The 19,387-nt window shown below is 61.8% G+C and carries 18 protein-coding genes; 10 read left to right on the top strand and 8 right to left on the bottom strand.

The features are described from left to right. Positions 1-91: 91 nt before the first annotated feature. Positions 92-1,318: a TIGR03862 family flavoprotein gene (locus MF6394_RS08160; RefSeq protein ID WP_078466464.1), complete on the bottom strand. Its 1,227-nt coding sequence runs from the start codon at positions 1,316-1,318 to the stop codon at positions 92-94. 171 nt (positions 1,319-1,489) lie between these two features. Beyond that, positions 1,490-2,410: a histone deacetylase family protein gene (locus MF6394_RS08155; RefSeq protein ID WP_078466463.1), complete on the bottom strand. Its 921-nt coding sequence runs from the start codon at positions 2,408-2,410 to the stop codon at positions 1,490-1,492. A gap of 76 nt (positions 2,411-2,486) precedes the next feature. On the opposite strand from MF6394_RS08155, the gene MF6394_RS08150 reads away from it, so the two are divergent. The 3 genes from MF6394_RS08150 to MF6394_RS08140 all read left to right on the top strand — a co-directional run bounded on the left by MF6394_RS08150 (position 2,487) and on the right by MF6394_RS08140 (position 4,669). Beyond that, positions 2,487-3,056, top strand: coding sequence for a GNAT family N-acetyltransferase (locus MF6394_RS08150; RefSeq protein ID WP_014720044.1), 570 nt, complete (start codon positions 2,487-2,489; stop codon positions 3,054-3,056). Between the two features lie 159 nt (positions 3,057-3,215). Next, on the top strand, positions 3,216-4,085 hold the full coding sequence (gene tesB, locus MF6394_RS08145) for an acyl-CoA thioesterase II (protein WP_032895201.1): 870 nt from the start codon (positions 3,216-3,218) through the stop codon (positions 4,083-4,085). Further along, positions 4,082-4,669: an HAD family hydrolase gene (locus MF6394_RS08140; protein ID WP_078466462.1), complete on the top strand. Its 588-nt coding sequence runs from the start codon at positions 4,082-4,084 to the stop codon at positions 4,667-4,669. The genes tesB and MF6394_RS08140 overlap by 4 nt, the downstream gene beginning before the upstream one ends. A gap of 134 nt (positions 4,670-4,803) precedes the next feature. On the opposite strand, the gene MF6394_RS08135 is transcribed toward MF6394_RS08140, so the two are convergent. The 3 genes from MF6394_RS08135 to MF6394_RS08125 are packed head-to-tail and all read right to left on the bottom strand — an operon-like array spanning position 4,804 to position 7,125. Further along, positions 4,804-5,778 carry a hypothetical protein gene (locus MF6394_RS08135; RefSeq protein WP_078466461.1) on the bottom strand — a complete coding sequence of 325 codons (975 nt, stop codon included), beginning with the start codon at positions 5,776-5,778 and terminating at the stop codon, positions 4,804-4,806. Beyond that, on the bottom strand, positions 5,779-6,666 hold the full coding sequence (ypfJ, locus tag MF6394_RS08130) for a KPN_02809 family neutral zinc metallopeptidase (RefSeq protein ID WP_003194372.1): 888 nt from the start codon (positions 6,664-6,666) through the stop codon (positions 5,779-5,781). Positions 6,667-6,711: 45 nt separating this feature from the next. After that, positions 6,712-7,125, bottom strand: coding sequence for a lipoprotein (locus tag MF6394_RS08125; protein WP_032895205.1), 414 nt, complete (start codon positions 7,123-7,125; stop codon positions 6,712-6,714). Positions 7,126-7,324: 199 nt separating this feature from the next. Between MF6394_RS08125 and MF6394_RS08120 the strand changes: the two genes are divergently transcribed. Next, positions 7,325-8,203, top strand: a complete 879-nt coding sequence (locus MF6394_RS08120) for a DMT family transporter (RefSeq protein ID WP_003194370.1) — start codon at positions 7,325-7,327, stop codon at positions 8,201-8,203. On the opposite strand, the gene MF6394_RS08115 is transcribed toward MF6394_RS08120, so the two are convergent. Next, a complete protein-coding gene (locus tag MF6394_RS08115; RefSeq protein ID WP_003194368.1) occupies positions 8,204-9,538 on the bottom strand; it encodes an MFS transporter in 1,335 nt (444 codons plus the stop codon). A gap of 226 nt (positions 9,539-9,764) precedes the next feature. Here MF6394_RS08115 and quiC point away from each other — a divergent pair, with 226 nt between their 5' ends. Further along, a complete protein-coding gene (gene quiC / locus MF6394_RS08110; RefSeq protein WP_078466460.1) occupies positions 9,765-11,666 on the top strand; it encodes a 3-dehydroshikimate dehydratase QuiC in 1,902 nt (633 codons plus the stop codon). A gap of 77 nt (positions 11,667-11,743) precedes the next feature. Continuing rightward, positions 11,744-12,409 carry a TetR/AcrR family transcriptional regulator gene (locus MF6394_RS08105; protein ID WP_014720036.1) on the top strand — a complete coding sequence of 222 codons (666 nt, stop codon included), beginning with the start codon at positions 11,744-11,746 and terminating at the stop codon, positions 12,407-12,409. Between the two features lie 179 nt (positions 12,410-12,588). Here the strand turns inward: MF6394_RS08105 and MF6394_RS08100 are convergent, their stop codons facing one another. Further along, the gene (locus tag MF6394_RS08100) at positions 12,589-13,437 is read right to left on the bottom strand and encodes a shikimate dehydrogenase (protein ID WP_069556901.1); all 849 of its coding nucleotides are present in this window, start codon (positions 13,435-13,437) and stop codon (positions 12,589-12,591) included. Next, positions 13,437-13,883: a type II 3-dehydroquinate dehydratase gene (aroQ, locus tag MF6394_RS08095; RefSeq protein ID WP_003194361.1), complete on the bottom strand. Its 447-nt coding sequence runs from the start codon at positions 13,881-13,883 to the stop codon at positions 13,437-13,439. Before aroQ ends, MF6394_RS08100 begins: the two co-directional genes overlap by 1 nt. 206 nt (positions 13,884-14,089) lie before the next feature. Between aroQ and MF6394_RS08090 the strand changes: the two genes are divergently transcribed. The 4 genes from MF6394_RS08090 to MF6394_RS08075 all read left to right on the top strand — a co-directional run bounded on the left by MF6394_RS08090 (position 14,090) and on the right by MF6394_RS08075 (position 19,229). Continuing rightward, on the top strand, positions 14,090-14,611 hold the full coding sequence (locus MF6394_RS08090) for an RNA polymerase sigma factor (protein WP_003194359.1): 522 nt from the start codon (positions 14,090-14,092) through the stop codon (positions 14,609-14,611). 63 nt (positions 14,612-14,674) lie between these two features. Then, positions 14,675-15,673, top strand: coding sequence for a FecR family protein (locus MF6394_RS08085; RefSeq protein ID WP_078466459.1), 999 nt, complete (start codon positions 14,675-14,677; stop codon positions 15,671-15,673). A 199-nt stretch (positions 15,674-15,872) separates the two neighbouring features. Continuing rightward, positions 15,873-18,527 (top strand): TonB-dependent receptor, encoded by a 2,655-nt coding sequence (locus MF6394_RS08080; RefSeq protein ID WP_078466458.1) that lies wholly within the window; start codon positions 15,873-15,875, stop codon positions 18,525-18,527. An 81-nt stretch (positions 18,528-18,608) separates the two neighbouring features. Next, positions 18,609-19,229 (top strand): heme acquisition protein HasA, encoded by a 621-nt coding sequence (locus MF6394_RS08075; protein WP_003194354.1) that lies wholly within the window; start codon positions 18,609-18,611, stop codon positions 19,227-19,229. The last annotated feature ends 158 nt before the right edge of the window (positions 19,230-19,387 follow it).

Genomic DNA, 19,387 nt, shown 5'->3' with positions numbered 1-19,387 from the left:
GGCAAGCCAGCTCCCACCTTTTGAATTGTGAACACAGTCAAAGGTGGGAGCTGGCTTGCCTGCGATGGCGGCCTTAAGTCCACCGCAGCGCTCAGCGGTTAAGCCATTCCAACATCCCCAGCCCAGCCGCCCGGCCACTGGCAAAACAGCCGGTCAGCAAATACCCACCGGTCGGCGCTTCCCAATCGAGCATTTCCCCCGCACAGAACACCCCAGGCAATGGCTTGAGCATCAACCGCTCATCCAGCGCTTCAAACGGCACACCACCGGCCGTGCTGATCGCCTCATCCATCGGCCGCGTCCTCACCAGCGTCAGCGGCAACGCTTTGATATCCACCGCCAATTGCGCCGGATCGGTGAAGTGTTCAGCGGGCGTCAGCTCGCGCAACAACGCCGCCTTCACGCCATCCAATCCCAACTGACTGTGCAAATGCTTGCTCATCGACCGCGAGCCACGGGGCTTGGCCAATGCGGCCTGCACCTTGTCCAACGGCTTGCTGGGCAGCAAATCGATATGCACCGTGGCCGCACCGTCGCGGTTGATCGCTTCGCGAATCGGCGCTGACAAGGCGTAGATCAAGCTGCCTTCAATGCCGGTGGCAGTGATCACACACTCGCCCAGCCGAGGTTTGTCATCTGCCAAGCCAATGGCGACGTTTTTCAACGGTGCGCCCGCGAATTTGCTGACCATCAACTCGCTCCATGCCGACACTTCAAACCCGCAGTTGCTCGGTTGCAGCCGCACATAGGGCAGGCCTTTGCCTTCAAACAGGTTAAGCCACGCACCGTCGGAGCCCAGGCGCGACCAACTGCCGCCGCCCAGGGCCAGTAGCACGGCGTCGCTGTGGACAACTTTTTCGCCCTCCGGGCTGTGGATAAGTAAATCGCCCTCGGCATTCCAACCCGTCCAACGATGCCGGGTGTGGATAACCACACCTTGCTCCCGCAGGCGCTTGAGCCAGGCGCGCAACAGGGGCGCGGCTTTCATATCGGTAGGAAATACGCGGCCAGAGGTGCCGACAAAAGTTTGAATGCCCAGGCCATGAATCCATTCGCACAACGCCTCGGCGCCAAAGCTGCGCAGTAGCGGTGCCATGTGCGGGGCGCGTTCGGCATAGCGCGACAGAAACGTCGGGTACGCCTCGGAGTGGGTGATATTCATGCCGCCCACGCCTGCCAGCAGGAACTTGCGCCCCACCGATGGCATGCCGTCGTACAGGTCCACGCGCACGCCCGCCTGGCTCAAGACTTCGGCGGCCATCAGCCCGGCGGGGCCACCGCCGATAATGGAGACGTGGTGGGCAGAAGTCTGAGGCATGGGCAGGGCTACGGTGATATGAATAGGCCGAGCATTCTACCCGACCACGACGGCGCTGCCTGATCAAAAAACGTACACTTTCCTACAGGCCATACGGCCAAACGCTTGCAGCCGCTTACGCTCAAGTTATCCACAGGCCGTTCCACAGGCATTGTGGGTAACGCTCACACTTCAATGACAGCCTGATGACGTCCATACCCGTTGTGCGCTGTGGTGCAAGATGCCGTGGCGGCGGGCGAGGGCGGGGCGGTCCTTGCTGTAGCCGCCACCGATGACGCCCATCACTGGAATGTCGCGGCCCAGGCAGTGGCGCATCACGCTTTCATCACGGGCGGCGACGCCGGCGTCTGTCAGCTTGAGGTAACCAAGGGCGTCGTCCTTGTGCACATCCACGCCGGCGTCGTACAGCACCAGGTCTGGCTGGTAGAGCGGCAGCAGGTAGTTGAGCGCGTCATCCACCACCTTGAGGTAATCGCCATCGCCCATGCCCATGGGCAGCGGGATATCCCAGTCGCTCTGGGCCTTGCGGGCCGGGAAGTTCTTTTCGCAATGCAGCGACACGGTGATGGCATCCGGCGTGTCGTGCAGGATGCGTGCAGTGCCGTCGCCCTGGTGCACGTCGCAATCGAAGATCAGCACACGATTGACCCGGCCGCTGGCCAACAGGTAATGGCTGATCACCGCCAGGTCATTAAAAATGCAGAAACCGGCCGGATAATCGTAATGGGCATGGTGGGTGCCGCCCGCCAAATGGCAGGCCAGGCCATGTTCCAGGGCCTGTTCAGCCGCCAGGATCGAGCCGCCCACCGCCCGCACCGTGCGCCGGGCCAGGGCTTCGCTCCAGGGCAGGCCGAGGCGGCGTTGGTCTTCGCGGGACAGTTCGCCGCCCATGTAGCGTTCGATATACCCAGGTTCATGGGCCAGGGCCAAAATGTCTGCCGGGCACAGCGACGGGCGCAGCAATTGGCTGTCTTCGGTGAGGCCGCTGTCCACCAGGTGGTCACGCAACAGGCGAAACTTGTCCATGGGGAACCGGTGGTCCGCCGGGAACTCAGGGCTGTAGTCTTCGTGGTAGATCAATGGCAAGGGCATGGGATTTTCTGACGGGAACCTGCGAAGGATCTTAACAGCGCTGTACACTCACGCACATGGCAAGGCAGGGGGACCCATGGAGCCGATACTGGAATTGGAAAGTGCACGCTTGGTGCTGCGCCAATGGCGCGACAGCGACCTGCCGGACTTTGCGCGCATGTGCGCCGACCCGCAGGTGATGCGCTACTTCCCGGCGCAATTGAGCCACTTGGAAAGCGCGGCGCTGATCGGCCGGATACGCGGGCATTTTGCTGAATATGGCTTTGGTTTCTGGGCTTTGCAGCGCAAGGACACCGGTGAGTTTATCGGCCTGACGGGCCTTGCGAATGTCAGCTTCGAAGCCGGCTTTACCCCGGCGGTGGAAATCGGCTGGCGCCTGGCCCGTGAGCATTGGGGCCTGGGTTATGCCAGTGAGGCCGCCTGGACGGCGTTGCGCTGTGGTTTTGACCGCCTGCAACTGGACGAAATCCTGGCTTTCACCACCGAGAGCAATCTGCCCTCACAAAAAGTCATGCAGGCCATCGGTATGCATTACGATCCGCAGGCAGATTTTGAACACCCGAAAGTCGCAGCCGGTGACCCGCTGCGCCCTCATGTTTTATACCGCATCACCCGCGCCCAATGGTTGGACACGCTGCACGGATAAGCAGGCGGTCATGCTCAACAGAAACCTGTAGGAGCGAGCTTGCTCGCGAAGAACGCAAGAGCGCTGCGGTAAACCAGAAGCGCTGCGTCATCGTTAACGACCTTCGCGAGCAAGCTCGCTCCTACAGGTAGATACCGTTTTGCTTTGAGGAGAGTTTCAATGAGCCAAGTATTGGAAGATCTGGTGGACTTGCTGACCCTGGAGCCGATCGAGGAAAACCTCTTTCGCGGCCGCAGCCAGGACCTGGGCTTTCGCCAGTTGTTCGGCGGCCAAGTGCTCGGCCAGTCGCTGTCAGCGGCCAGCCAGACCGTAGACGAAGCGCGGCATGTGCATTCCCTGCACGGTTATTTCCTGCGCCCTGGCGATGCGGCCTTGCCGGTGGTGTACTCGGTGGACCGCGTGCGCGATGGCGGCAGTTTCAGCACGCGTCGTGTCACCGCGATTCAAAAGGGCAACCCGATCTTCACCTGCACGACCTCGTTCCAGTACGACGAAGAAGGCTTTGAGCACCAGACCACCATGCCGGTGGTAGTGGGCCCGGAAAACCTGCCGTCGGAGCTGGAGCTGACCCAGCAGCGTGCGCACCTGATCCCCGAGCACATGCGCGACAAGCTGCTGTGCCCCAAGCCCATCGAAGTGCGCCCGGTCACCGAAAAAGACCCGTTCAACCCGCAGCCGTCCGACCCGGTCAAGTACGTGTGGTTTCGTGCCGACGGGGCCTTGGCGGACACGCCGGCGCTGCATAAATACCTGTTGGCCTATGCCTCGGACTTCGGCCTGTTGACCACCTCGTTGCTGCCCCATGGCAAGACTGTGTGGCAGAAAGACATGCAGGTCGCCAGCCTCGATCACGCGCTGTGGTTCCACGCCGACCTGCGTGCCGATGACTGGTTGCTGTACGCCATGGACAGCCCTTGGGCCGGCAACTCCCGGGGTTTCTCCCGGGGCAGCGTGTACAACCGCGCCGGGCAATTGGTGGCGTCGGTGACCCAGGAAGGTTTGATCCGCCATCGCAAGGATTGGGCATGAGCCTCTGCGACGTTAAGCACTGGGTGTTTGACATGGACGGCACGCTCACGGTGGCGGTGCATGACTTTGCGGCTATCCGCGAGGCGCTGGACATTCCACCCGAAGACGACATCCTCACGCACTTGGCGGCCTTGCCGGCGCAGGAGGCCGCGGCCAAGCATGCCTGGTTGCTGGAGCACGAGCGCGAGCTGGCCCTGGGTTCGGTGGCGGCGCAGGGCGCGGTGGAGCTGGTACAGGAATTGGCCGCTCGCGGTTATCGCCTGGGCATCCTGACCCGCAATGCACGGGAGCTGGCGCATATCACCCTGGAGGCGATAGGCCTGGCGGACTGCTTTGCCATTGAGGATGTGCTGGGGCGCGATGATGCGCCGCACAAGCCGGATCCGGGTGGGTTACTGAAGCTGGCGGCGGCTTGGGACGTAGCGCCCAGCGAAATGGTGATGGTGGGGGATTATCGCTTTGACCTGGATTGTGGTCGGGCAGCGGGGGCCAAGACGGTGTTGGTGAACTTGCCGGAGAACCCGTGGCCGGAATTGGCGGATTGGCATGCCGAGGATTGTGCGGCGCTGCGCCGAATGATTTGAATCGGCTAGCGCAAATACAATTGTGGGAGCGGGCTTGCTCGCGAATGCAGAGTGTCAGTCGCCAGATAGGTTGACTGGTGCACCGCATTCGCGAGCAAGCCCGCTCCCACATTTTTATTGGGTTTCGTCAGTGATTACTGGGCGAACAGCACCTTTTCTCCCTCTGGCGAGGTAAACATCTTGTCCCCGTCATGCCCCACCCCCGGCACTTCTACCAGCCTGTGAGCCAACTGCGGATGCCGCTGCTTGAGATAGTCAAAGTAGTTGTGCCCACGTATCAGCCGGTACGCACCCTGGGTTTCGGCTTCGCAGCTTTTATCCAGCGCCGGGTGGTTGGGGTCGGTGTCCTGCTGGCCCAGCAGGTAAGTGATATCCCGTGACACGTAGGCCTGTTCCAGTTGCTGGGCGCCTCGGTCACCCACGTAATCCGGCAGGTTTTGCATGCCGTACTTCCAGTCGTTGAAGCCTGGGCAACTGGTCGCATCGAACTTCACCGGGCGTTGCGGGCTGAAGTACGCATAGGACGACGGGTTAGCCACCACATACCGCAGGCGGATGCTTTCGGTGTTCAGCAGCGGGTGGTCGTGGCCGGTGAGGGCGAAGCGCTGCACCACTTGGCCGCCACCGGAATGCCCGGCGACCACGATTTCTTTCAGCGCCGGGAACAGTTTGCGGTTGCCCAAGTGCTTGATGATCTGGTCCAGAGCGCCATAAGAGCTGATCTGCCCTGGGCCGGTGGACGCGTCGCCGGCCATCCAGTCGTTGCCCTTCCAACGTAATACGTCGTTGCTCAGGTGGTTGCGCTTCACGTCGGCTTGATTGAGAAACTGCGGTGCGATCACCAGCGTACTGCCGCCCACCCCGGCATGCTCGGCGGCGTCGATGCCGCTTTGCAGGTAGGTTTGCGCATTGCGCAGGCGGCCATGCACGATGATCAATGCGCGCGTGACCTTGGGCAGCGGTTGGCGCCAATCCTGGCTCAGGCCCAGTCTGAGGTCGCCGGCCTCCAGATGAAAGCGATCGGGGCTGACCACCTTGACGCCGTGTTCGGCCGCGAAGGTGCAACAGGACACGAGCATACCCAGCAGTAACCCCAATCGTTTGATCATTTAGAGACTCTTGGCCGCGAAGGTATCGCATTGAGTGATCTGGCCCTGGGCGAAGCCGGTCTTGAACCAGCGCACGCGCTGGGCCGATGTGCCGTGGGTGAAGGAGTCCGGTACCACGCGCCCCTGGCCCTGCTGCTGCAAACGGTCGTCGCCGATGGCATTGGCTGCGTTCAGGGCTTCTTCGATATCGCCGGGTTCCAGCCAGTTCAGGCGTTTTTGCGCATGGTTGGCCCACACGCCGGCAAAGCAGTCGGCTTGCAGTTCCTGGCGAACCAGCAGGCCACCGTCGCCTTCCATCTGCCGACCCTGTTGGCGCGCCGCCTGGATCTTGGACGAGATGCCCAGCAACGTTTGTACGTGGTGCCCGATTTCGTGGGCGATCACGTAAGCCTGGGCGAAGTCACCGGCGGCCTGGAAGCGTTGCGACATTTCCCGGAAAAAATCCAGGTCCAGGTACACCTGCTGGTCAGCCGGGCAGTAGAACGGGCCGCTGGCTGAAGTGGCGCCACCACAGGCTGAATTCACCCGGCCACGGAACAGGATCAGTTTCGGGTTCTTATACGCCAGCCCGTTTTGCTGGAACACTTGGCCCCAGGTGTCTTCGGTATCGCCCAGCACAGCGCGCACAAAGTCGGCTTGCTCATCGTTGGCCGGCGGTGCCTGACGCGGCTGGGTGCTGACCGACGGCGCCTGTTCCATCTGGCCGGTCAATTGGCCGAGGATCTGCATCGGGTCCTGGCCGGTCAGCCAGCCAATGCCGACGATCAGCACGATGGCCGTGAGGCTCAGGCCCTTGCCGCCGCCGAAGCGCATACCGCCACCGCCGCCGCCACTGTCATTACGGGCATCCACCACGTTGTCGCTGCGTCGGCCTTTTTTCCATAGCATGGGAGCAATCCTCTGTGTGCTAACCGTGATTGATTATGGTCGGTATTAACGGCAATAGCCTTCGCCAGTAGCAACGATCAGGCAGTCTTTTTTATCTGCCAGCCACTTCAAACCGGTGGCGGCGCCATCGCCCGCGCGCAACAGCTGCGGGCCGTCGGGGCGGGTGAAGGCGATGCCGTCGTCAGTGGCCTCACCTTTGAAGGTGCCAGCGTCATCGGCATCGAGGCCGTATTGCATGGTCAGCAGGTAGTGGCCGCGGCCAATGCTGTCGTCTTTGGCGATGGTCAGGTGCAAGCCTTCGACACCGATCCACTTGCCAACCCATTTATCGGTGGGCGGGGTCTCTGGCACCAGAGTCGCTTGCACGGAAGCGGGCGCGGGTTTGGGGGCTTCTTTCGGGGCTTTGTCGCAGGCAGCGAGCAGGGCGAGGGCAGACAGGGCAAAGAGGATTTTTTTCATAGCGGCAAGGCCTTGGTTAAAAAGTGTGCAACGCCGGGGCGAGCGTGCAGCGTTGGACTCGGATCCATCGATTTAGTGCGCTGTTCGCCCGGTGTTTGGTTATGCTCTTGGGGCAGACTCCGGCCCGGCTGCTAGATTACCGGGTTGAGCGCTACTTGGTTCAGTGCTCAGCGTCCCGCTCGCCACACAAGAGAATTCAATGACTGTCAGTACCCCGCTCTCCGGCGTCAACCATCCGTTCAAAGGCATCCTGCTGATTGTGCTGGCGACGTTTCTGTTCTCCAGCCACGACGCCTTGTCCAAATACCTGGCCGGGTTTTACCCGATCGTGATGGTGGTGTGGGCGCGGTACATGGTGCACACCTTGCTGATGGCTGGGATCTTCCTGCCGCAATCGGGCCTGCGTGTGTTGCGCAGCAAGCGGCCGGGCATGCAGGTGGTGCGGGCGTTATGCCTGTTGGGCACCAGCCTGTTCTTCACCACGGCGCTGCATTACATCCCGTTGGCCGAAGCCACGGCGGTGAATTTCCTGGCGCCGATCCTGGTGACGGCGCTGTCGGTACCGTTGCTCGGTGAGCACGTGACCCGTGGCCAGTGGCTGGCGGTGATCTGCGGGTTTATCGGCGTGGTGATCATCATCCACCCCGGCGGCGAGTTGTTTACCCCAGCGGTATTGCTGCCGCTGTGCTCGGCGCTGTTCTTCTGCTTCTACCAGTTGCTCACGCGCATCCTCAGCCAATACGACAGCCCCACCACCAGCAACTTCTTCGCCGGCCTGTGCAACACCTTGGTGATGAGTGCGATGGTGCCGTTCTTCTGGCAAGTGCCGACGCTGTGGCACGCGGTGATGATGCTGGCGCTGGGCACCTGCGGGATGACCGCGCACCTGATGCTCACCCAGGCGTTCCGCTTCGCGGCGCCGGCCTTGCTGGCGCCGTTTGGCTATTGCCAGATCGTGTTCGCGGGGTTGTTGGGCTGGCTGGTGTTCAGCCATACCCCCGATATGACCACGGTGGTGGGTATCGGGGTGATCTGCATGAGCGGGTTGGCCGCTGCCTGGCAGCAGCGGCGGCGTTAGTTAAACGTCTACCGTGGGGATCTTGCGCGGCGCCATGAAGTACATCCACACCAGTGCGATGAAATACATCGCCGGGATCAGGGTGAACAAGATCGTGTAGTTGTTGTTGGTTACCGTGAGGATGTGGCCGACGATCTGGGTCATGAACATGCCGCCGATGGCCGCGCACATGCCGCCGAAGCCGAACACCGTGCTCATCATGTGCTTGGGCGTGTAGTCCATCACCAGGCTCCAGATGTTGGCGGTCCAGGCCTGGTGCGCGCCGATGGCCAGGGAGATGGCAAACACCGCGACCCACAGCTGGCTGGAACCGGCCGCCATGATCACGCCGACGATGCAGCAGGCGAACAGCAGCATCGACAACAGCCGCGCCTTGATCGAGTTCATCCCACGGCCAATCAGGAATGACGACAGGATCCCGCCGCCCACGCTGCCAAAGTCGGCGGTGAGGTAGATGATGATCAGCGGAATGCCCATTTGCGTCACGTTGATGCCCAGGTTGTATTGCTGGTTCAAGAACGGCGGCAGCCAATACAGGTAGAACCAGAACACCGGCGCGGTGAGCGAGTAGGCGAGGGCGAAGGCCCAGGTGCCGCGCATGCGCAGGATGCGGCTGAACGGCACACGGGGTTGTTCCGGTTCGACTTCCTGTTGCACGTAATCCAATTCGGATTGTTTAACGGTGGGGTGGTCTTCCGGGTTGTAGTACTTCAAGCCCCAGAGCACCAGCCAGATCCCGCCAAGTGCCGACATGCACAGGAACGCCGCCTGCCAGCCCCACACGTGCAGGATCAACGGCAGCAGCATCGGCGTCATCATTGCGCCGACGTTGGTGCCAGCGTTGAAGATGCCGGTGGCCACTGCACGTTCACCCGCCGGGAACCACAAACGTGTGGTCTTGACGCAGGCCGGGTAGTTGGCGGCTTCGGTCAGCCCGAGGATAAACCGGCAGACCATAAAGCCGACCGCCGAGGTGGCCAGGCCATGGGCGCCGGTGGCCAGGCTCCACAGCAGCACGGCGCAGAAGAACACGCGTTTGACGCCAACCCGGTCAATCAAGCGGCCTTGCAGCACAAAGCCGATGGCGTAGCCGACCTGGAACCAGAAGTTGATGTTGGCGTAGTCCATCGCCGTCCAGCTCATTTCCTTGGCGAGGATCGGTTGCATCACGCCCAGGGCGGCGCGGTCGATGTAGTTCAAGGTGGTGGCAAAGAACACCAGGGCCAGCATGCCCCAGCGCGTTTTACCCACGGCCAGGGCACCGCGGATCTTGTCGCCGATACCGGCGTGCGGGTTGCCCGGGCGCGCGGCCAGGGCTGGATTTTGCAGAGGCATGAGGTTTGTACCCGTTTTTTGAAATTCTTATGGTGTGTTCTGGGTCTTTGTTACGTGAACGAATTGCCCGGTCGATGGTGCGCAGTGGTTAAAAAGTCGTCAATTCGCCAAAGGGGCTTAGTGTTCGATAATCGCACCAAAAACTAACCGGTTCGTACATTTTAATTGCTGCCTGTAGGCTAGGGGCGAATAATTTGCCACAAACAACAATTGCCGGGAGTCTTCCATGCAACGTTCTATTGCCACTGTGTCCTTGAGCGGCACCCTGCCGGAAAAACTCGAAGCCATTGCCGCCGCCGGGTTTGATGGGGTGGAGATCTTTGAGAACGACTTGTTGTATTACGACGGCAGCCCGCGCGAGGTTAGGCAGATGTGCGCCGACCTGGGCATCGCCATCACCCTGTTCCAACCGTTTCGCGATTTCGAAGGCTGCCGCCGCGATCGCCTGGCGCGCAACCTGGAACGTGCCGAACGCAAATTCGATTTGATGCAGGAACTGGGCACCGACCTGCTGCTGGTGTGCAGTAACGCCTCGGCCGACAGCGTGGGCGACGAACGTATTCTGCTCGATGACCTGAGCCTGCTGGCCGAACACGCCGGCAAGCGCGGCCTGCGCATCGGCTATGAAGCCCTGGCGTGGGGCAAGCATGTGAACACCTGGCAGCAGGTGTGGAACCTGGTGCGCCAGGTCGACCACCCGAGCCTCGGTGTGTTGCTCGACAGCTTCCACACCTTGTCGCTCAAGGGCGACCCGAGTGCCATCGCCCAGATTCCGGGCGACAAGATTTTCTTCGTGCAAATGGCCGACGCACCGATCCTGGCCATGGATGTGCTGGAGTGGAGCCGGCATTTCCGTTGCTTCCCAGGCCAGGGCGAATTTGACCTGGCGGGCTTTCTCGCGCCGATCATCAAAAGTGGCTACAGCGGGCCCTTGTCCCTGGAAATTTTCAACGATGGTTTCCGCGCCGCGCCCACCCGCGCGAATGCGGCGGACGGCTTGCGCTCGTTGCTGTACCTGGAAGAGAAAACCCGCCAGCGCCTGGCGCAGGAAGCACCCGCTGCGCCGGTGGACATCCTGTTTGAAACCCCGGCGGCCAGCGAGTACGACGGGATCGAATTCCTGGAATTTGCCGTGGATGAAAGCCTCGGCGCCAAGCTGAGCAATTGGCTGGAGCGCCTGGGCTTCGCCAAGGCCGGCCAGCATCGCTCGAAGAATGTGAGCCTGTTGCGCCAGGGCGATATCAACCTGATCCTCAACTGCGAACCCTATTCCTTCGCCCACAACTTTTTCGAGGCCCATGGCCCGTCGTTGTGTGCCACGGCGGTGCGGGTCAAGGACAGTGCCAAGGCCCTGGAGCGGGCGGTGGCCTACAAGGGCCAGCCTTATCGCGGCTTGGTCGGCCCCAACGAGCTGGAATTGGCCGCCGTGCGTGCACCGGATGGCAGCCTGATTTACCTGGTCGACCCCAGCGAAGGCGGGCTGTACGACACCGATTTCAACCTGCAGGCGGCCACACCCGCCAGCGGCGGCTTGTTGCGCATCGACCACATGGCCATGGCCTTGCCGGCCGACAGCCTCGACAGTTGGGTGCTGTTCTACAAGAGCCTGCTGGATTTCGAAGCCGACGATGAAGTGGTGTTGCCCGACCCTTACGGCCTGGTGAAAAGCCGTGCATTGCGCAGCCGCTGCAGCTCTATTCGCCTGCCGCTGAACATCTCCGAAAACCGCAACACCGCGATTTCCCACGCGCTCTCCAGCTATCGCGGTTCGGGCGTGCACCATATTGCGTTTGATTGCGCGGACATTTTTGCGCAAGTACGCCGGGCCAAGGAAGCCGGTGTGCCGCTGCTGGATATCCCACTCAATTACTACGACGACCTCGCGGCGCGCTTCGATTTTGACGATGAGTTCCTCAGCGAGCTGGCGTACTACAACGTGCTGTACGACCGCGACGCCCAGGGCGGTGAGCTGTTTCATGTGTACACCGAGCCGTTCGAAGGGCGGTTTTTCTTCGAGATCATCCAGCGCAAGCACGGCTATGCCGGCTACGGCGCGGCCAACGTGGCGGTGCGTCTGGCGGCGATGGCCAAGTCACGCAGCGGTGCGGTGCGCCAGGCCCGTTTATAAGGGCAGGGTGGGTGCTTCCTTCGGGGAGCGCCGCGGCCCATAATCAGCGCCTGCACAACAATGGCCGTGAGCGCACCATGACCTCGAGTCCCGATCTCCCCGCGGTAGCTGACGCACCGCGCAAGAGTCGCAAGAACAATCCGGAAAAGACCCGCGAAAATATTCTGCAAGAAGCCATTGTCGAGTTTGTTCAGCAGGGCCTGGCCGGCGCTCGTGTGGACGCCATCGCCGAGCGCATCCATACCTCCAAGCGCATGATCTATTACTACTTCGGCAGCAAGGAGCAGCTATACGTCGAAGTGCTGGAGAAGCTCTACGGCGATATCCGCAACACCGAAACGCGCATGAACCTCACGGCTCTGGAGCCGCGTGAGGCGATTCGCCGGTTGGTGGAGTTCACCTTCGATCACCACGACCAGAACGTGGATTTCGTGCGCATCGTCAGCATCGAAAATATCCACAACGCCGAGTACGTCAAGCGCACCGAGACCATCAAGGCGATGAACAGCAAAATCCTGGAAGGGCTGGGGGAGACCTTGCGCCGCGGGGCTGAGTTGGGGCTGTTTCGCGAAGGGCTGGAGCCGCTGGATGTGCACTTGCTGATCAACTCGTTCAGCTTTTATCGGGTGTCCAACCGGCACACCTTCAGCGAGATTTTCCAGATCGAGCTGTCGGATGAGGCGATCAAGCAGCGCCATCGGGAGATGATTTGCGAGTCGGTGCTGCGCTACCTGCAAGCCTGAGAACACCCGTTTTCAAGACCGAATTCAGCTTGCCCCAATGTTGTAGGAGCGAGCTTGCTCGCGAAAAACGTCAACGATAACGCGTGCTTGCTGAATGAACGCGGCGCCTGTGAGTTTTTCGCGAGCAAGCTCGCTCCTACAGCGTTGGGGCACACCCACATTTTGATGGGGTTGCATCCCTAGATATTCATGCTCTGGAAATGCGCCAGCATCCTGTCTGCATCCGCCACTTCACCGCTGAACAACTCAAACGCCTTCACCGCCTGAAACACCGCCATATTGCCGCCATCCAACGTACGGCAACCCAAGGCGCGAGCGTCACGCAGCAGTTGGGTTTCCAGCGGGAAGTACACGATCTCCGCTACCCACAATTCGGCCCGCAACAACGCCGCTGGCACCGGCGTGCCGGGCAGCTTGGCCATGCCCATCGGCGTGGTGTTCACCAGGCCATCGGCCTCGGCCATGGCGTTTTCCAGGTGGCTGCCGACTTGAGCGCTACCGGCACCGAACTGCCGGGCAAGGTTATCCACAAGGTCCTGGGCGCGGGTGCGGTCGACGTCGAAGATGCTCAACTGCTCCACACCTTCTGCCAACAGTGCATGGGCCACCGCCGCGCCCGCGCCACCGGCGCCCATCTGCACCACGCGTTGGCGCGGCACGTTGTGCAAGTTGCGCCGAAAGCCTTCGGCGAACCCCAGGCAGTCGGTGTTATGGCCAATGCGCTTGCCATCCTTGAACACCACGGTATTGACCGCGCCAATGCCCCGGGCCTCATCGGAGAGTTCATCGAGCAGCGGCAGGATCGCCTGCTTGCACGGGTAGGTAATGTTCAGCCCGGTGAAGTGCATCAGCTCGGCGGCCCGCAATAGTTCCGGCAGGGCGTTGAGGTCCAGGTGCAACGGCTCCAGGTCGATCAGGCGATACAGGTAGCGCAAGCCCTGGGCGTCGCCTTCCTGTTCGTGCAGTGCCGGGGTACGTGAGGCCTGGATACCGGCGCCGATCAGGCCGGCGAGAATGCGTGGTTTCATCAGGTGCGTCCCTTCAGCGTATGGCTGAAATGTTCCAGGGCCAGGTGGTAGCCATGGCTGCCAAACCCGGCCAGCACGGCCTTGGCGATCGGTGACACAAACGAGTGATGACGAAAGGCTTCACGGGCATGCACGTTGGATAAATGCACTTCGATCACCGGCACTTCACTGGCTACCAGGGCATCACGGATCGCGACTGAGGTGTGGGTCCAGGCCGCCGGGTTGATCACGATACCGGCGCAGCGGTTGCGGGCGGCGTGGATCCAGTCGAGCAATTCGCCCTCGTGGTTGGTCTGGCGAAACTCGATGGTCAGCCCGAGTTTGTCGGCGCTGCGGCCACACAGGGCGGCAATGTCGGCCAGGGTTTCATGGCCATAAGTGGCAGGCTCGCGGGTGCCGAGCAGGTTGAGGTTGGGGCCGTTGAGCACCAGCACGATGGGCGGCATAGAGGCTTCTCCACAGTTCTTATTGGTTGTGGAGTCAAAATGTACTGGTTGGTTAATTTGGTCAATGGATGGCAGCGGATCTGTTCGGTGATCGAACGTTTAATCAAGGCAAACGCTCGGCTCAATCGGATTAGATATCAATTGAAAACCATTCTCGACAACGCTTAAGATGCCCGCCTGTTTCCTTAACATTCCAGGGAGTCGGTTTGTCGGACGTGGATCTCAAGGGCCTGTTTCTCAAGCACGCTGATACGCTGCGCGGTTATCTGGCCCGCAGAGTACGGGACCCGCAATTGGCCGCAGACCTGGTGCAGGAGAGCTTCCTGCGCCTGGCAGAAAAACCGGCCGGTGAGCGTATCGACAACTCCCAGGGCTATCTCTATCGAACGGCGAGCAATCTGCTGATCGACCATATTCGCCAGGAAGCACGGCGCAAGACCGACACCGTGCCCCACGAGGCGCTGGCCGAGATTGAAGATGACGTGGCCGGGTTGGAGGCTCAGGCAATGGCGCAGCAACAGCGGCAGGCATTGAAGCAGGCGCTTTCGGAATTGCCGGCGCGCACCCAGCAGATTTTCCGCTTGAACCGTATCGAAGGCATGACCCACGCTCAGGTCGCCCGGCATCTGGACATCAGCGACAGCAGCGTGCAAAAGCATCTGGCCAAGGCCCTGGCCTATGTGATGCAGCGCTTGCAGGAAGGCGAGGTGACGCCATCCGACGAATGAATTACCGAAAAACGCCAGGCCAGACGTCACAGCGTCTATATAACGAGAATTCGAGATTCACACGTGAATAGCCAGGGACCGCAACAGCACAGCATTACCGAGGCGGCCGCCGAGTGGGCGGTGCGCCTGCACGCCGGTGCCTTGAGCGAACAGGAACAAGCCGAACTGCGCCAGTGGATCGCCCGCGACAGCCGCCACGAAGCGGCCCTGCGGTTTGCCGAGCAGACCTGGGCGGCGCTGGGCGAGGTGCACAAGGACGAGGGTGTACACAGACAGCGCCCGCCCGCGCCCGCTATACCCTTGCGCCGCGCCAAACGTCGAAGGCCGTGGCAACGTGCGGCCGCCGTGGCGCTGGTGCTGGTGGCGGCGGGCATCGGCTGGGTGCGCGGGCCGGATGCCTTGCTGCGCTTGCAGGCCGACTACGTCACCCACAAAGGCGAAGTGCGCACGGTGCACCTTGCCGATGGCAGCGTGGTGGAGCTGGATTCCGGTAGCGCCATTCGCCTTGAGTACGACGGCGTACAGCGCGGCGTCAACCTGCTCCAGGGCTCGGCGATTTTTCAGGTGGCGCCGATGGCCGGCGAAGAAACCCGACCGTTCGTGGTGCACAGTGCCGGCGGCCAGACCCGGGCGCTGGGCACACGGTTTGTGGTCGAACGTGAGCGCGAGAGCCAGGCCTGGGTGGGCGTGCTGCAACACAGCGTCGAAGTGTCAGTGCCGGCTTCACCCAGAAACGGCCCTGCCGAGCAGGTCCTGCAACAGGGCCAGGCTGCGCGCTACAGCCCCCAGGACGGGGTGGTCAGCCTGGATCAGTTTGATGTGGATCGCGCCACCAGTTGGCACCGTGGTGTGTTGATCTTCGACCGGCAGCCGCTGGCCAAGGTCATCGAGCAACTCAACCGTTACCGCCCCGGGCGGGTGGTGTTGGCTAACGCGGACCTGGGCGAGCGCGAAGTCAGCGGCGTCTTCCGCCTGGACATGCTCGACAGCGCCCTGGCCACCCTGACCCAAGAGCTTCAAGTGCAACGCGTGGAGCTGGCTGGCCTCAGCCTGATCTACTGACCTTCCCCCGTTAAAAACCGATGCCCCTGTAGGCGCGAGCTCGCTCGCGAAAATACCAGGGCACCGCGTTTTCGTTGACGTTCTTCGCGAGCAAGCTCGCTCCTGCAAAAAATATTACTGACTTCCCGCGCCTCGCACGTCTTGCTAGGTGAGAAGTATTCGCATAAACAAAAAATGCTCAGCGCAGGGATCACCACCAATGTCAGCACTCACCAAGGGGCGTACCACCGGCAGCCGCTTAGCCCTGGCCATTCACCTGGGGTTGTTCACCGTGGCCGTACCGGCCTATGCGCAGCCTCCAGCTGCCACGGCTCAGTCCGCCGTGTTGACGTTCGATATCCCTGCGCAATCCCTCGGCAGTGCGGTGCTGGCGTACGCTGACCAGGCCGGCCTGCAAGTGCTGTTCGACAGCCAGCGTCTGCACGGGCTGAGCAGCACCGCGCTCAAGGGGCGCTTTGACGTGCAGGAAGGCCTGGGCCGCCTGCTGGGTGCCGCCCCGGTGGAGTATCGCTTTACCGGCGATCGCCAGGTCACCCTTACCCGGGTCGAGCAACAGGCCGGTGCCCTGGCCTTGGCCACCACCACGGTCACCGGCCTGCACCCGCAGGATTGGGTGTATTCAACTCCGCGCGCGGTGAGTGTGGTGGGGCGCGAACAGCTGGATCGCAACCCGCCGCGTCATGCCGCCGAGATGCTGGAAGAGGCGCCGGGCGTCTACTCCGCCGTCAGCCAGCAAGACCCAGGGGTGTCGGTGAATATCCGCGGTATCCAGGACTATGGCCGGGTCAATATGTCGGTCGATGGCATGCGCCAGAATTACCAGCAAAGTGGTCACCAGCAACGCAATGGCACGCTGTATGTCGACCCGGAGTTGCTGTCCGAGGTGGTGATCGAAAAGGGCGCGACCTCCACCCAGGGCGGTGCGGGGGTGATTGGCGGGGTGGCGAACTTCCGCACGCTTGAAGCCGCTGACCTGCTCAAGGATGGCAAGCAAGTCGGCGGGCGCATTCGGCTCACCTCGGGGCTGGGTGGGCGCAGCAACGGCACGCACTTTATCGGCAGTTCGGCGTTTGCGGTGGGCACCGATGTCTGGGACATGCTGGTGGCCGCCAGCGAGCGTCACCTCGGTGATTACAACCCCGGTACCCGGGGCAGCATTGGCGAGTTGCGTACTGGCGCGGCGTACATGCCGGCGAGTGAGGAGCGGATCAAAAACACCACCGTTGCCTATTCGGGCTCGGTGATGCGTTCACGCTTGCTCAAGCTGGGGCTCAGTCTTCCGGTTGAGCAGCGCCTGCAACTGAGCTACCTGGTCACCGAGGTCGACTACGACGACGTCAATATGATGACCGCCGAAAAGCCCCAGTTATGGGAAAAGCTCGGCAGCAGCAACGTCAAGGCGCAGAACTTCGCGCTCGATTACAGCTATGCGCCAGACAACCCGCTGATCGACTTCAAGGCCAAGCTCTACCATGTGGATACCCGCAACGACCAATCCACCCTGGCCCGGGGTATCAACAAGGCTTACGACGTCACCTATCAAACCAATACCTACGGCGCGCAGGCGCAGAACATCTCGACCTTTGCCCTTACGGAGCTGGCCACCCTCAAGGCCAACTATGGGTTGGAATTTTTCTACGACAAGGTCCGACCGGACTCCAACCAGGGGGTAGAGGCGGGCTCGGCGCTGACGGCTTCGGCGGCAGAGAGCATCACGCCCAAAGGTGATCGCGCCATGGGCAGCCTGTTCGGGCGCCTGGACTTCGACTACGACGGTTGGCTGAACCTCAACGCCGGCTTGCGTTATGACCGTTATCGGCTGCGCGGCGATACCGGCTTGAACACCCGTACCTTCATCATTGGCACCACTCGCCAGATCAGTGTGCCCACCACTTATGACGTGGATCGCGAGGAGGGCCGTTTTTCGCCGACGTTTGGCTTGTCGGTCAAGCCGGGTGTGGAGTGGCTGCAACTCTTCGCCACCTATGGCAAGGGTTGGCGCCCGCCGGCTGTGACCGAAACCATGGTCAGCGGCCGGCCCCACGGCGGCGGTTCGGAGTCGATTTTCCCCAACCCTTACCTGAAGCCGGAGCGGTCCACGGCGTGGGAAGTCGGCTTCAATGTGCTCAAGGAAGACCTGCTGTTTTCCGATGATCGCATGGGCATGAAGGTGTCCTACTTCAACACCCGGGTCGATGACTTTTCCTATATGGCCCTGGGCGTGCAGCCGCCGGGTTATGGCAACGTCAATATCGGCAGTGCGGCCTATGTGAACAACCTGGAGACCACGCGTTTTCGGGGGCTTGAATACCAACTCGATTACGACGCCGGTTTTGCCTACGGCCAGTTCAACTACACGCGCATGCTTGGCAGCAATCAGTTCTGCAGCAAAACCGCGTGGCTGGGCGGCGTGACCAAGACCCAGAAACGCCCGGGTAACCGTGCCCCGGTGGACGCGATGGTGCCGGACGACGCAGCCAATGCCGGCGTGGGTTGCAGCGCGATCCTCGGCTCCTCCGAACACATGCCCATGGACCGCGGCACCGCCACGCTGGGCGCGCGGTTCTTTGAACGCAAGCTGGACGTGGGTGTGCGTGCCCGCTACAGCGCCGGCTACTACGTCAAGGGCGCCGCCGGGGTAACCACCTCGCAAACCGGCGTCTACCCCGCTGACTGGAAGCCCTACACCGTCTACGACCTGTATGGCAGCTACCGCGCCACCGACCAATTGACCCTGCGCCTGGCCATGGAAAACGTCACCGACCGCGCCTACCTGGTGCCGCTCGGGGATGTGCTGGCCTTCACCCTGGGCCGTGGGCGCACCGTGCAGGGCACCGTTGAATATCAGTTCTGACCGCTTTTGCCCAGTGACGGGCAAAACCACAGCAGGCACCGGCTTGCTGGGGAGTGACCACCCAATGACTTGGAGTTTTGCATGAGCATTTCTATTTCATACAGCACGACCTACGCCGCCAGCACCGTCGCCCAATACCTGAACGACTGGTCGGCTTACTTTGGTGATCTCAACCACCGTGAAGGTTCGGTGAAAGAGGGTGTGAACACCGGTGGTTTCAACCCGGGGCCGTTCGATGGCACCCAATATGGCGTGACAAGCAGCGTCAGCGATGCGGCAGTGGTGGCTGAAGGCAGCCTGCATTACACCCTGTTCAATCCGCCGACCCACACGCTGTGGGGTTCGCTCGACGGCCTGACCCTGGGCGATACCCTCGCCGGCGGCGCGAGCAGCGGTGGTTACACCATCGCCAACCAGGAGGTCAGCTTCACCAACCTGGGCCTGTCGAGCCTGCAATCCGAAGGCCGCGATGGCCAGGTGCACAAAATCGTGTACGGCCTGATGAGTGGCGACAGTTCGGCGCTGGCCTCGGCCATCGACACCCTGCTCAAGGGCATCGACCCAAGCCTGTCGGTCAACTCCACCTTCGATCAACTGGCCGCTGCCGGTGTGGCCCATCAGGAGCCGGCTGCATTTGCAGCTGCCGATGTGGGCCTGGTGGGTATTCAGGACGCGCCGCACGACTTCGCCCTGGCCGCCTGATGCAAAAAAGCCGATGAAAGATCGCTCTTTCATCGGCCTTGCTCGAACACCGTCGCCGCCCGAGTGCTTGCAGGCCAGGGCGGCGGCGGCTGCAAATTCTGTGGGCGCGCCACAGGTGCTGTCAACGCACCGGGCGGGCCCTTGCTTGACTCTTCAAT

Source organism: Pseudomonas sp. MF6394, from assembly GCF_002018845.1.
Lineage (GTDB): Bacteria > Pseudomonadota > Gammaproteobacteria > Pseudomonadales > Pseudomonadaceae > Aquipseudomonas > Aquipseudomonas lactis.
This window is presented reverse-complemented; position numbering and strand designations above follow the sequence as displayed.